Annotated in this window: 13 protein-coding genes and 1 pseudogene; 7 read left to right on the top strand and 7 right to left on the bottom strand. The window is 56.8% G+C overall.

Annotated elements, in window-relative coordinates:
• Window positions 1–132: 132 nt before the first annotated feature.
• Entirely contained in the window at window positions 133–1,014 is an 882-nt protein-coding gene (locus tag K5R88_RS02540) for a LysR family transcriptional regulator (RefSeq protein WP_223451897.1), read from the bottom strand.
• 100 nt (window positions 1,015–1,114) lie between these two features.
• Here K5R88_RS02540 and K5R88_RS02545 point away from each other — a divergent pair, with 100 nt between their 5' ends.
• The 3 genes from K5R88_RS02545 to K5R88_RS02555 are packed head-to-tail and all read left to right on the top strand — an operon-like array spanning window position 1,115 to window position 3,672.
• On the top strand, window positions 1,115–2,179 hold the full coding sequence (locus tag K5R88_RS02545; RefSeq protein ID WP_223451896.1) for an alkene reductase: 1,065 nt from the start codon (window positions 1,115–1,117) through the stop codon (window positions 2,177–2,179).
• Between the two features lie 11 nt (window positions 2,180–2,190).
• Window positions 2,191–3,027, top strand: coding sequence for a pirin family protein (locus K5R88_RS02550; RefSeq protein ID WP_223451894.1), 837 nt, complete (start codon window positions 2,191–2,193; stop codon window positions 3,025–3,027).
• Window positions 3,028–3,087: 60 nt separating this feature from the next.
• The gene (locus tag K5R88_RS02555) at window positions 3,088–3,672 is read left to right on the top strand and encodes an isochorismatase family protein (protein ID WP_223451891.1); all 585 of its coding nucleotides are present in this window, start codon (window positions 3,088–3,090) and stop codon (window positions 3,670–3,672) included.
• A 322-nt stretch (window positions 3,673–3,994) separates the two neighbouring features.
• Here the strand turns inward: K5R88_RS02555 and K5R88_RS02560 are convergent, their stop codons facing one another.
• Window positions 3,995–4,858 (bottom strand): OST-HTH/LOTUS domain-containing protein, encoded by an 864-nt coding sequence (locus tag K5R88_RS02560; RefSeq protein WP_223451889.1) that lies wholly within the window; start codon window positions 4,856–4,858, stop codon window positions 3,995–3,997.
• A gap of 294 nt (window positions 4,859–5,152) precedes the next feature.
• Here K5R88_RS02560 and K5R88_RS02565 point away from each other — a divergent pair, with 294 nt between their 5' ends.
• Both K5R88_RS02565 and K5R88_RS02570 read left to right on the top strand, forming a co-directional pair.
• Window positions 5,153–5,776, top strand: a complete 624-nt coding sequence (locus tag K5R88_RS02565) for a glutathione S-transferase family protein (RefSeq protein WP_226299121.1) — start codon at window positions 5,153–5,155, stop codon at window positions 5,774–5,776.
• Between the two features lie 395 nt (window positions 5,777–6,171).
• Window positions 6,172–6,711 (top strand): hypothetical protein, encoded by a 540-nt coding sequence (locus tag K5R88_RS02570; RefSeq protein WP_226300310.1) that lies wholly within the window; start codon window positions 6,172–6,174, stop codon window positions 6,709–6,711.
• 323 nt (window positions 6,712–7,034) lie between these two features.
• Here the strand turns inward: K5R88_RS02570 and K5R88_RS02575 are convergent, their stop codons facing one another.
• Complete coding sequence (locus K5R88_RS02575; RefSeq protein ID WP_223452698.1) at window positions 7,035–7,676, bottom strand: FMN-dependent NADH-azoreductase; 642 nt, start codon at window positions 7,674–7,676, stop codon at window positions 7,035–7,037.
• Between the two features lie 96 nt (window positions 7,677–7,772).
• On the opposite strand from K5R88_RS02575, the gene K5R88_RS02580 reads away from it, so the two are divergent.
• Window positions 7,773–8,627 carry a LysR family transcriptional regulator gene (locus tag K5R88_RS02580; RefSeq protein WP_226299122.1) on the top strand — a complete coding sequence of 285 codons (855 nt, stop codon included), beginning with the start codon at window positions 7,773–7,775 and terminating at the stop codon, window positions 8,625–8,627.
• 156 nt (window positions 8,628–8,783) lie between these two features.
• On the opposite strand, the gene K5R88_RS02585 is transcribed toward K5R88_RS02580, so the two are convergent.
• Entirely contained in the window at window positions 8,784–9,182 is a 399-nt protein-coding gene (locus K5R88_RS02585) for a hypothetical protein (RefSeq protein ID WP_081500185.1), read from the bottom strand.
• A 190-nt stretch (window positions 9,183–9,372) separates the two neighbouring features.
• On the opposite strand from K5R88_RS02585, the pseudogene K5R88_RS02590 reads away from it, so the two are divergent.
• A pseudogene (locus K5R88_RS02590) lies at window positions 9,373–9,753 on the top strand (tetratricopeptide repeat protein); the annotation flags it as partial.
• A gap of 291 nt (window positions 9,754–10,044) precedes the next feature.
• On the opposite strand, the gene K5R88_RS02595 reads toward K5R88_RS02590, so the two are convergent.
• The 3 genes from K5R88_RS02595 to K5R88_RS02605 form a co-directional block, all read right to left on the bottom strand.
• Window positions 10,045–11,043 carry an NADP-dependent oxidoreductase gene (locus K5R88_RS02595; RefSeq protein ID WP_008035523.1) on the bottom strand — a complete coding sequence of 333 codons (999 nt, stop codon included), beginning with the start codon at window positions 11,041–11,043 and terminating at the stop codon, window positions 10,045–10,047.
• Window positions 11,044–11,120: 77 nt separating this feature from the next.
• Window positions 11,121–11,990 carry an alpha/beta fold hydrolase gene (locus K5R88_RS02600; RefSeq protein WP_226299123.1) on the bottom strand — a complete coding sequence of 290 codons (870 nt, stop codon included), beginning with the start codon at window positions 11,988–11,990 and terminating at the stop codon, window positions 11,121–11,123.
• A gap of 47 nt (window positions 11,991–12,037) precedes the next feature.
• Window positions 12,038–12,826: an SDR family NAD(P)-dependent oxidoreductase gene (locus K5R88_RS02605; protein WP_008035520.1), complete on the bottom strand. Its 789-nt coding sequence runs from the start codon at window positions 12,824–12,826 to the stop codon at window positions 12,038–12,040.
• Window positions 12,827–12,851: the final 25 nt, after the last annotated feature.

Genomic DNA, 12,851 nt, shown 5'->3' on the forward strand with positions numbered 1-12,851 from the left:
GAATTTAGTTGTGTTGCATCGACCTGCTGAATTCACAATCCCTAGCTGCCCTTGGCAGAGGGCAGCAATGGGTCGTTTTCAACCAGTCGCCATAGGCAGAAAACGGCCAGAAGCGGCCATTCGCTCTGGACACTACGCGCATTCAAGCTTATCTCGCAGAAACTCAATAAATCTTTGGGTTTTCGCCGGAAGCAAACGGGTTTCAGTCAGCGCGTAAACCGATACAGGCGATGCCTGCCATTGCGGTAGAACTTTGCGAAGTTTTCCGTCCGCAAGGTCCTGCGCCGCGATACCGTCTGGCAACAACGCCACACCGAGATCCAACGTTGCCAGACGCCTTAGCATGCCTACGCTGTTGAGTTCGAATCGCCCTCCTATATCTACCTGCTCGTTATCTGCCTCGTTGGACAGCGTCCAACGGTCGCCTCCTGCTCCACGCAATCGCAGGCATTCATGGTTGACCAGTTCAGATGGATGCTCAGGAGCACCGGAGACCTCCAAGTATCTTGGAGATGCATACAAGCTGCGCCGCAAGCTTGCGAGCTTACGAGCGATCAGGGTCGAGTTCGGCGGCTCCCCCATCCGAATCACCACATCAACCGGATCACTGATCAGATCGACCTGACGTGGGCTCAGATCGAACTCAAAACTTATGCCGGGGTAGATCCGGGCAAACTCCGCAATCAATGGGGCCAGGTAGACAGTGGCGAAGTCGACGGGTAGCGAGGCGCGCAATAAGCCGCTGGGCCGGGCCAGCATTTCCCCTAGCTGCTCATGCGCCAGACGGGCCTCATCGACGATTCGTTTGCAGCGTTCAAAGTACAACTGGCCCGCTTCGGTGGGCTCGATCTTGCGAGTCGTGCGGTGCAACAACCGCAAGCCAATCCCCTTCTCCAGCGCGCTTATTCGCCGGGACAAGGTCGAGTTGGGTATCCCCAGCGTTTCTGCCGCACGCGTGAAACTATGCGCCTTCACTACCTCGACAAACAGCGCCATGTCGTTGAGAAATTCCACAGCATTATCCCATTAATGGATTAGTCATTTCGGCTTTCGCGGATTTATCCCGAATCCGGATTGATCAATCATAACCACATCACTACTGAGGAACACCGTAATGAATGCTCTTTTTTCCGAAGTCCAGGTAGGCCGCTACTCCCTGTCCAACCGTATCGTCATGGCGCCAATGACCCGCTCGCGCTCCGATGACGCTGGTGTGCCCAGCGACATGGTTGCAACCTACTATGCACAGCGCGCCACCGCCGGCTTGATCATCAGCGAAGGCGTCTTCCCCGTTGCACTCGGTAAAGGCTATGTCCGCACACCAGGTATTGAAACCACCGAACAGATTGCCGCCTGGAAGAAAGTCGCCGACGCGGTTCACGCTCGTGGTGGCCGCATTTTCATGCAATTGATGCACTGCGGGCGGGTTTCACACCCTTCGTTGCTGGCCAACGGCGCACAGCCGCAAGCGCCCTCTGCAATCAAGGCCGCAGGCCAGACCTACACCGCCACCGGGTTGCAGGATTTCGTGATACCCCACGCCCTGACCGTCGCTGAAATTGCCAATGTGGTTGAAGGCTACCGTCAGTCCGCACGTCGGGCGATTGAAGCCGGTTTCGACGGTGTTGAATTGCACGCCGCTTCGGGATACCTGCCTGAGCAGTTTCTCTCCACCGGCAGCAACCAGCGCGACGACCAATACGGTGGCTCGGTAGAAAACCGTGCTCGCTTCGTTCTGGAAGTGCTCGCCGCCATGGTGAGTGAAGTGGGCAGTGACCGTGTCGGCATCAAGATCTCTCCAGAGATGAATTTCAACGACATCGTCGATGCCAATCCACAGGAAACCTACACCTACCTGGTCAAGCAACTTCGCGACTTCAAGCTCGCTTATCTGCACGTGGCGCTGTTTGGTGCCCAGTACGACTACCACGCCGCATTGCGTCCGCTATTCGACGGTAGCTACCTGATCGGCAGTGGCCAGACCAAAGACAGCGCCGAGTCGCTGATCGCTGACGGTAAAGCAGACGCAGCGGTGTTCGGCGGTGCCTTCCTGGCCAACCCCGATCTGCCTGAGCGGTTCCGTACAGGCGCTGAGTTGAATACTCCAGAAAAGGACACCTTCTACGCCCCGGGCGAAGAAGGCTATATCGATTATCCCACCCTGTCTCAAGGGGCCTGAGGACCGCAGCCATGCCTTCCATCGCACGTTTACAGCGCATGAACCATGGCAGCCAGTTTCGGGCGTTCAGTCTGCGCGGCGATCAGTATGCGAAACCTATCGATCCATTCCTCGGTGTGGACCATGCATGGATCAGCGGACCGACGTTTCCACCCCATCCGCATGCGGGTTTTTCAGCGGTCTCCTACCTTTTTCTGGATTCGGAAACAGGCATCGACAACCGGGACTCGCTCGGCAATCGCAATCTGATTCAACCCGGTGGTTTGCACTGGACGGCGGCGGGTGAAGGCATCGTTCACGAAGAGGTCCCTGCTGAACCGGGCAAGACTGTTCACATGCTGCAAATTTTTATCAACCTGCCCAAAGACATGCAAGCCGATGCGCCCTTTGTCTTCAGTGTGGAGGCCCAGGATGTGCCTACCGTTTATTTGGCAGGCGCGAAAATACGTGTCCCGCTGGGTAACTTCGAAGGGCTGGATTCTCCGTCGTTACTGCCTACGGACGTAAGGCTTCTGGACATCTCCCTTGAAGTCGCAAGCGAAGTGAAGATTCCGGTACCGCAAGGGCATGTGGCGTTCGTGATGCCAATCGACGGAGAGATGTATATCGACGGGCAGGCCTTCGACCTGACTGACCCCAAGGCGCCGGTCAATCTTCCTCAGGGCGCTGATCGGGTTGTCACCCTGCAAGCAAAGAACGGAAATGCCAAGGCAGTCATGTTTTCCGGCACTCCGTTGAATCAACCGGTGTTTTGGCAAGGGCCAATGGCCCTCGCTTCGATGGACGCGCTGGCCACAGCAGTAGACGGCTACCGGCGCGGCGAGTTTGGAACGCTGCAAGCTCGTTAAACGATTCACTTATCCAACAACCGGGGCAAGTGCCCCAACGTAGACGCCAGGAGAATCACCATGACATTCGAAAATTTCAATGCTAAGAATGCGGCCCTACTGCTGATCGATCACCAAGTCGGGACCATGGGCTGGGCTAAATCCATGCCCTTTGAAGAGCTGAAGCGCAACGCACTGATGCTTGCAAAAGCAGCACGCATCCTGAAGCTTCCCGTCGTACTGACTTCCAGCATGGAAGAATATGCCCAAGGCCCGCTGCTGAGCGAACTGGAAGAGATCCTTCCGACTGAATTTGCTAGCCGCATCAAACGACTGGGCATCGTCAATGCAATGGACGATGAAAACTTCGCCGCAGCCGTGAAGGCAACAGGCCGCAAAAAGCTGATCATTGCCGGTGTGACCAACGATGTGTGCACGGTCTACCCGGCGCTATCTTTGGTCCGTGATGGTTATGAAGTCCAGGTAGTTGCCGATGGGGGCGCTTCACCTACCGCCATGGCTGATGACATTGCTTTGCGCCGCATGGATAAGGCCGGTGTGACGCTGACTACCACCAACCAGCTAATCGCCGAACTGGCAGGTAGCTGGGCAACACCGGAAGGCGGCGAGTTGGTTCAAGTGCTTATGGAAGCCTTCGGCGAATAAGCAAAATCTCAATGGCCCGGAACGCCTCCAAGCGGGGCTTCCGGGCTTCTATCGATTGCGCAACAATGTATTTCTGGCTTGATTGGGCTCCCGTGACGTTCATGTTTCAGTCCAGGCCAAGATATTTCTCTCCCCCAACACCACCCACTTCTTCTGCACCCGCTCGAACCAAAACGTCGTATTTATGCCTGTGGGGATGATCAACCATCGCCAGTGCTGACCGACCGCTTTGGGTCGAATGCAGCCCTTCGCGACAGGCAGCATTCGGCCAGGAGCAGTCACTCAGTGCGCTTACAAAAGGAGGGACGATTCAATTTCCCATTCAGCTGACCTTGCTGCGATACCAGACGGCAGTACGTTCATTATCAGCCTGGAATTTTCGTATTTCGAACTGCATTGATTCGTGCAGGACATGCCTCCAGCTGCTGCAGCCGTAGCGCTTGGGCGTCTGCGCTGGATAGGTACCACCAATCCAGCGAATGGATGCTTCCAATCGAGTCCAGCCACCTTCGGCAAGCTTGGTTTCTGCTTCACGTAAGCAGCAGCAAATCCCACTATCAGGCCAATCAACTGAGCCATCCACTCGGATACCGTCGAGCGCATCTTCAAATGCTTGGCTTTGTATAAACGAAGCCATTTTAGCTCGTGCCTCAATCATGTTTTTGGCCCAACGTTGCAGACTCAGGCAATGCCGATTGATGGTTTCGTAGCTTTCCTCCAGAAAACCATCCGCCGCCTGGCAGCCCGATTCAGACCAGAGATCGAAACGCTCAATGAAGTGGTGGACCAGGTTATTTCGCAGGTCAACCAGCTCCTTGAGGTCGGCCTTCATTGCCTCATAGTCCTCGGCTGTCATTTCCAACTGGTATTGATGCCTGAACCAGATCTGGTCACCGACATAGGCTTCGGTCTGTGACTCTTCTTCATTTGGGTGCGGCGGGGTCAGAAAGCTTTCGGTCAACATCCCGATCAATGTACCCATCGTCTTTTTCTTTGCACATGCGACCTTCTGGTCGCGGATGCTAGACAGCTGATCTGCAGGACCGGTCAGTTCGTAATGCGCGACAATGGCTTTCAGCTGCCGTTCGTATTGTTGCACGCGCATCAGACAGCGTCCGAGCTTGCGCTGCACGATGTGTTGAGTAGCAGGTACATCATCCGAGGGCACGGTAGTGACTTCATCCATGATCAACGACTCAGGCATAAGTGGTCGGACTGGAGCGTTCACCGCAATACGCTTGCCCTGCCAGGAAGGCTTGCAACGCGTAAATCGGACGCCTATCAAGCTCAGTGTAGGTTGAGTCAATCCGCTCGGATTTTTTCAAAAGAATTTGTCGATAGCTGCGTCTGTGCAGGCTTTCATCGAAAAAAAACGGGACGTCTATGTGTGATGACTCGCAGCGTCGGGCCTGGCTTGTGTGACAGTCGGCGCGCTTTAGCGGATGACTGAACTGAGCCCGCAAGGAGGAAGAAATACGTCATGAACGCCTTACTGGAATTACACGGTGCGCCCACAGGCAATTGCATCCGGGCAGCCATCGCCCTCGAAGAAGCGGGGCTGGCGTACACGGTTCGACTGGTGGATCTTTCAAAAGGCCAGCAAACAGGGGCGGATCATCGCTCCCTGAATCCGGCCGGAAAAGTCCCGGTATTGGTCGAACGAAAGGGCGATGAGCCTGCCTTTGTACTCACTCAGTCGAACGCGATCATTTTCTACGCTGCCGAAAAGGCTCCAGAGCGGCTCTTGCCCAGTGCCGCTGGCCACAGAGCTACGGTGTATGAGCGATTCTTCTTCTTTTTGACGGATGTCATCGCACCTGGCCATTCGGCGTTCTTCCTTCGCGGCCAAGGGCTCAACGATGGCTCTGCGCGGCTGGTCGAGCGCATGCTTTCGTCAATTGAGTTGGCTGAACAGTTCGTCAGTGCTGATGCTTATATGGCGGGAAGCTGTTTCTCCATCGCGGATATCGCGGCCTACAGCATCATGTCGTCAGTAGAGGCAGACATCCCGTGGGATCGTTTGCCCAAGCTTCGCCGCTGGTATGAAAGGGTGGGCGCTCGACCCAGCGTGGTCAGGGGATTTCAGGCATTCAGCTCGCGGTGAACTGTTGGCGTCCGGAAGGTTTAGAGGTTTTTGCTCAACGCATGCTTCAGTCCAGATATTTGTTTGTTGAACTCGGGCTGACAGCACCTATCTAAAAATGTGGGGTAACGTCCCACACAAAGATGCTGACTGGCTCTCAGGGATCGTGCGGAAACCGCAGTTGCTGGTTAATGCTGCAGATTTATGGCCGTGCCGGTTGGCTGGCCGCTCCAAAGGGCGGCCGGGAACTCACTGGATATTGCGTTCGATAGGGACATGACTGCGCAACTCCAAGCGGAGGTGCATCATGCTGATCAATAAATGTTTGTTGGCCCTGGCAATTGGCGGGGTCCTGTCGGCATCGACTGTTCTAGTGCCCGATTACATCAGTAGTTTCTCCAGCGTGTATGCCAAAGATGGCGGCAGCGGTGGTGGCGGCGGTAACAGCGGAGGCGGAGGAGGAGGCGGTCACGGTGGTGGCGGCGGCGGTGGCGGTGGTGGTTCCGGTAGTGGAGGCTCCGGAGGCAGTGGTCACGGTGGCAGCGGCCATGGAGATGGTGGTGGTCATGGTGCATCAGGCCATGACGGTGACGGTCATGGTGGTGTTGCCGGGAACAGAGGCTCAGGCAACGCGCATGACAACGATGCCGCAGATGCAGCCAGGGACGCTGCCAGAAACGATGCAAATGCAGCCAGAGATGCTGCCAGAGCTGATGCAGATGCAGCCCGGGATGCTGCAAGGGCTACTGCAAATGCAGCCAGAGATGCCGCCAGAGCTGAGGCGGATGCAGCCAGGGATGCTGCAAAAGCTGCTGGCATACCGGGCGCAGATGCAGCCAGAGATGCAGCTCGGGCCGCTGCCGACGCAGCCAGGGACGCCGCCAAAGCAGAAGCCGATGCAGCCAGAGATGCTGCCCGGGCTGCTGCAGATGCGGCGAGGGACGCTGCCAAGGTAGAGGCAAACGCAGCCAGAGAGGCTGCCAAAGCCGAGGCGAGGGACGCCAGAGAGGATGTGGCTGACGCCCCGGACGCCCCGGATATCGACGCGGTTGAGGTACAAAACTAGGCCTGCACGTTCTGCAATGAACACGGCAGGCATTCCCGTAGCAAACGTCCGAGAGTTTGAAGGACGTATTGGCAATAAGTCGCAAGCCCCGAAGCGTCATGGGGTTTGCGACTTCTTTTGGCCGATTTCTGCCGGCCTTCACTGGAAGCATTGGGTCGAAAACTGCCTCTGGCTCTCATGTTTGAGTGGGCGCCCGTACCTTATAAATACCCGTCAGCGACAAAGAGTATCTGCCAATCCTCTGGCCTGCTGAGTCGCAGCCTCACGCGCATCAAGATCAACGTCTTCCCCCAGGATGGTCTTCTCCACAATCACCGAATGCACATCGGTCACGCCGATGAATTGCAGCCAGGCTTCCACGTAGGGCTTCTGGAAGTCGAAGCGTTCCGCCGGCGTGATCGACTGCGCCGAAAAATCCAGGCCTCGGGCGTACGCCACTACGGCGATTTTGTTGTGCAACATGCCTTCCAGGCCGCGTTCCGGATCGAAGCTGAACAGGATGTCTTTCTGCGATACCAGGTCGATGAAATGCTTGAGCTTGTACGGGATGCTGAAATTCCAAAGCGGTACGGACATCACGAGTACATCCGCGCGATGCAGGTGCGCAGCCAGGTCCTTCAAGGTGTTCCAGGCCTCTTGTTGCGCCGGGGTCAAGGCAGTGCCGCTGAGTCCTGCGTATTTGGCTTCCATTGCCAGGTCATCGAATTCCGGCAACGCCATGTTCCAGAGGTCGAGAGTGATGATGTCGGTGTCCGGGGTGTTTTCTCGATAACGCGCAATGAAGCTGCGGGCGACTTCAAGGGACGCCGAGCGCTGCTTGCGTGGGGAGCATTCGATATGGAGCAGGGTAGTCATGGCACGCCTCGAGTGGTGGGGTAGGGAGGCATTGCAACATAGTTATATTTGAAATATAAATCGTAAATTACCAGTCGATTAATCACGTATAAAACTATGTTCGATTCGCTGCTACTCAAAACATTTGTCGCTGTGGTCGACGAAGAAGGCTTCAGCCGTGCAGCGCAAAAGCTGCACCTGACTCAGTCTGCGGTCAGCGGCCATGTGCGGCGATTGGAAGAACAGATTGGTAAACCCCTGTTGACGCGTACCACCCGTTCCCAGCAATTGACGCCCGATGGCGAGCGCTTGCTTTCTTATGCGCGCACGATCCTTGTGCTGAACCGTGATGCCTGGGCGGAACTGACGCGTACGCCATTTCACGGGCGACTGCGGATCGGGGTGTCCGAGGACTTTGTCGAATCTCGACTACTGCGCGCTTTTCAGGATTTCGCGGCGCAGTACCCTGGGATGGAGATCGACGTGCAGGTGAGCATTCCCGGCACGTTGCTGGCGCTGATGAAGCAAGGGCATCTGGAGTTGGTCATCGGCTCACTGTGCGAAACCAGCGATGCGGGGAAATTGCTGTGGCAAGAGCCGCTGGTGTGGGCCTGGTCGGCGCAACCCGTCACCCGGTTACCGACGCCGTTGCCGCTGGCCCTGTTCCCCGAGCCGTGCCCTTATCGCGAGGTTGCGTTGAAGCGACTGGCTCAGGCGGGGATCGCCCAACGCACCGCGATGTTATGCAGCAGCACCGGCGGGTTGCGGGCTGCGGCGCTTGCAGGCTTCGCGGTTGCGCCCATGACACTCAGTCAGTTGGGGCAAGGGCTGGTGGTTCTTGGGGCTGAACAAGGGTTGCCGGAGTTGCCGGATGCAGAGTTTCGGCTGTTTACCTCGCCTGAAGCGGATCAGGCGATGGTGGTGGCGGTTACTCAGCTCATCGTGGAGTATTGCTCCACGCGCAGGGCTTAACGGTCATTTCAAAGGCCAGTATTGAATGCGCTTGGTCGATAACCTTCATTGGCTGCGGACGCTCAGACTTCGTTTGGGAAGCACTGAGCGAACAGCCAATTCATACCTCGTCGAGGTTTTCAGCCTGATTTCTACAGCCTGGTGTTACAGGCGGATTTAGCGACGATAGTAGCGGCGATCGTCCTCGTAGCGGTGCCGCATGGACCGATCCTGATGACGCTCCCAATAACGATGGCGTTCGGCATCCCGGCGGGCTTGCTCTCTACGCCACTGTTCTCTACGCCAGTCGTCTCGGCGCCAATTGTCTCTACGATCATGCCAACGGTCGTCATGCCAGTATCGGTCATCATGGGCAAGCAACGACCCTGGCTGGTTGCCGGCCATACTGGCCACGGTCGGCCAAGGGCTGCCGGCAGCCTGGACCGGCGCCTGAACGGCCGCCACTTCAGTTGCGAAAACAGGGGTTGAGGTCTTCATCTGTGTTGCTGATGCCGAGCCCACTGCCGCGAACGCGAACAGGCCGAAGAGCACCATCCGTAGGTCATGGAATTTCATGAGCGAAGACAACCTCTGAATTGACATGTTGATGTGTAGCCATCTGGCTGCGGGAAGCCTGCGAGTTAGCGCTTACCGAGCGAATGTGCCTGTCCACATAGACCTGTAAATAGGGAAAAGTTCTAGAGCGCCGCTGTTTAAATAGCCGGCGGTCTCACTGTTCGACCCCTTTTTGAAGTTTGCTTTGTACATGCCCGCTTCTGGCCGTTTTCTGCTCTGCGTGAAGCATTCTGGTGTTCTGCGTCGTCGCGTCGCGTCGTTTTGTTCTGTCGCTGCAGAGCGAAGAGCGCCCGCGCAAAGCAACAGCGCATCAACCACCCTGATCGAAACAGCCTCGCGGCAGTATGAAAATGGCCAACTGGACCAGGCCGCCGCCACGCTGGAGCGTGCCCTGCATATCCAGCCGAACAATTCCGCGACACTGCATTACCTTGGTGTGTTGCGTCTTCAGCAGGGGCAGTACCAGCAGGCTGAAACCTTGGCGGCGCGCTCGAACATGCGGGTTGGGCGCAACGTCGAGTTGCGTAACCGTAACTTCGAATTGATCCAGGCGGGGCAGCAGGCCCAATCCTACCTGGTGCGCGGTTGAGTTTCTGAGTGTCCGCTTTTGCAAACTTGCCATTCGTCACGAGCTCGTGGCGAAGTCAGCATTGTTTCAATTGAAGAGTGACATGACCCCTTTCTCGTTACTGCTCAAGCATCAAGCTACGCCAAATGATCATAGGCTTTTCTACAGGTGCGACTTCCGGTTGCAACTGCTCCTGTGTGTGTCTGTTGTGCGGTGGCGGCTCCTCTGGTTCAGGCGCTGGAGTCTGATACTTGGCGGCATGTACGTTATCGACTGACATTTTTTGTAGTGCGCTTATTTGATTGTTACGGTGACTTTGCCTTTTGATCTGCCCTGCTCGACGTACCGCAACGCCTCTGCAGTCGATTCAAAAGGGAAGGAACGATCGATGACCGGTTTGATGACGCCAGCCTCGATAAGCGAGGTGATTTTTTGCAGTTGTATCCCGTTGGCACGCATAAACAAAAATACATAGCTCACCCCATGTTTGCGGGCTTTTCTGCGAATACCGCTGCTCAGCAGGCGCATGACTTGCCCCAGCACCCAGGACAAGCCTTGCTCTTGGGCAAATTGCGCGGTCGGCGGCCCCGAAAGGGAAATGAGTTGTCCACCAGGCTTGAGAACCTTGATCGATTTCTTCAGTACATCGGCGCCGAGGCTGTTCAACACCACGTCGAAATCGCGTAACTCGTTTGCAAAATCCTGATGTTTGTAATCGATGACCACATCCGCCCCGAGTGCTTTCACCCATTCGACATTCGCCGTGCTGGTGGTGGTCGCAACGAAGGCGCCGAGGTGTTTGGCGAGCTGGATGGCAAGCGTGCCGACACCGCCGGATCCGGCATGAATCAACACCTTCTGGCCTTTTTTCACATGGGCGGTCTCAATCAGCGCCTGCCAGGCCGTCAAGACGGCCAAGGGGATGGAAGCCGCTTCGGCCATGTCGAGATTCGAGGGTTTCAGCGCGAGCGCGTTTTCGTTCACTGCGATCAGTTCAGCAAACGTCCCGATCCGTGCCTCTGGAGGACGTGCATAGACTTCGTCTCCTGGCTTGAATCGCTTCACCGCAGAACCCGTGCGAACGACCACTCCGGCCAGGTCATTGCCCAATACCAATGGAAATGTATAGGGCAGGATCAGTTTGAACTCCCCCGTTTTGATCTTCGAGTCCAACGGGTTCACGCTCGTTGCATGCACCTGGATCAGAACGTCATGCACACCGACCGCAGGGTCGGGCACTTCGCCAATCATTCCGTTCTGCTTGCCGTAGCGGTCGATAAAAAATGCCTTCATGTTGCAGCTGCTCTTGTTGGTGGAATGAGAATGGGGCGCGGCCCCGACAACGTTGATGCGATTAGATGTGCAGGTTGTCAGGAGTCGAGGAACGCCAAAGCCTTGGCCACGAAATCGGTATGGTGCTGAAAAATGCTGCCGTGCCCGGCATCCGGATAAATGATCAGTTGCGCGTTGGGGATTCGCTTTGCCAGATCAATCGAGTTCACGGTGGGCACCATGATGTCGTTGTCCCCGTTGGCTATCAGGGTCAGCATCGGCAGGCGACTGAGATCTTGCGGCGCTTGCTTGCCCCACGCAGTAATGGCTTTGAACTGCCGTAAAAATGCGCCGGGTGTCGGGCCTTTGCTCCGGTTTTGCTGGCGTTCTTTCAAACGTTGCAAATACTCGGACGCGGCACGTTGGCCGTTGGCCGTGGTAGTAAAGAACAGGTAGAACTTGGGGTCTCGCAGCGTCAGCAAACCTTTGATGATCAATGGCCAGGTCACCGAACCGACCCTGTCGATGCCTGTGCCACCGGCCGGTCCGGTTCCGGTGAGGATCAATCTGCGCACTCGTTCGGGGGCTTTCAGAGCGATGTCTTGAGCGACGAAGCCGCCGAGTGAAAAGCCAAGCAGGTCAACCTTGTCAAAACCCAGCGCACGAATCAGGCCGATTGCATCGTCAGCCATCTCACCGACGGTCAATGGCGCGGCGCCCCCCGAGCCACCGATACCGCGGTAATCAGTCGTGATGACATGCCGGTTTTTTGCCAGGCCGTCGATGATCCTGGGGTCAAAGTTATCCAACACTGCCCCCCAATGGTTGAGCATGACCAGCGGGACCTCCGTCCTGGGTCCCAGGTCACGATAGGCGAAGGGTATCCCGCCAATCAGAACCGACTGGTTCGCCGCGCTGATAAATGACGACTGCGAACCCGGGTGATTACGTGTCGCTATAAGGGTCATGTTTACTCCGTCCAATTGCGGGGCGAGGCGGACTTGCTCGACATGGGTCAGACTTGAGTCAAATAGCGTTGCGCCACGGCGGATTGCCTGATCTGCGACAAAAGACCCTGACGCGCGGTTTGCAGGGCATCCCAGCGCTCGCCTTCATGCAACGGAGGAATGGTCACCGGCTCGCGACGGTCGAAGCCAACCAGTGCGGCATCGACCAGATCACCCACTTCCATGATTTCGCTCAAGGTGTTGATGTCGATACCGGCGCGATCCCAAATCTCCGTGCGGGTGGCGGCGGGCAGTACGGCTTGCACATAAACACCCAGAGGCGAAAGTTCCAGGCTCAGGCCTTGGGAAAGGAACAGCACAAACGCCTTGGTCGCCCCATAGACCGACATGCCGAACTCAGGCGCCAGACCCACAACCGAACCGATGTTGATGATCGCGCCTTCACCTGCTTTGGCCAGGCGTGGCGCGATGGCGCTGGCGAGCCGCACCAGCGCGGTGGTGTTGAGGGCCACCAGTTGCGCAACGCTGTCGGTGCTTTGCTCGATGAAGTTGCCGGACTGTGCGGCGCCGGCATTGTTGACGAGGATGCCGATGCGCGCGTCATCCCGCAGGCGCGCTTCGACGGTGTGCAGGTCGCTGAGTTGAGTCAGGTCGGCCTGAAGCACTTCAATGGCGACGTTGTGTTCGCCACGCAACTTCGCGGCGAGCGTTTCCAGGCGCGATTGGTCGCGGGCGACCAACACCAGATCATGCCCGCGTTGGGCGAAACGCTCGGCGTAAACCGCGCCGATGCCGGTGGAAGCGCCAGTGATGAGAACGGTAGGGCGAGTAGTCATGATGTCAGCTCTTTATCAGGAATAT

Source organism: Pseudomonas sp. MM213 (assembly GCF_020423045.1).
Lineage (GTDB): Bacteria > Pseudomonadota > Gammaproteobacteria > Pseudomonadales > Pseudomonadaceae > Aquipseudomonas > Aquipseudomonas migulae.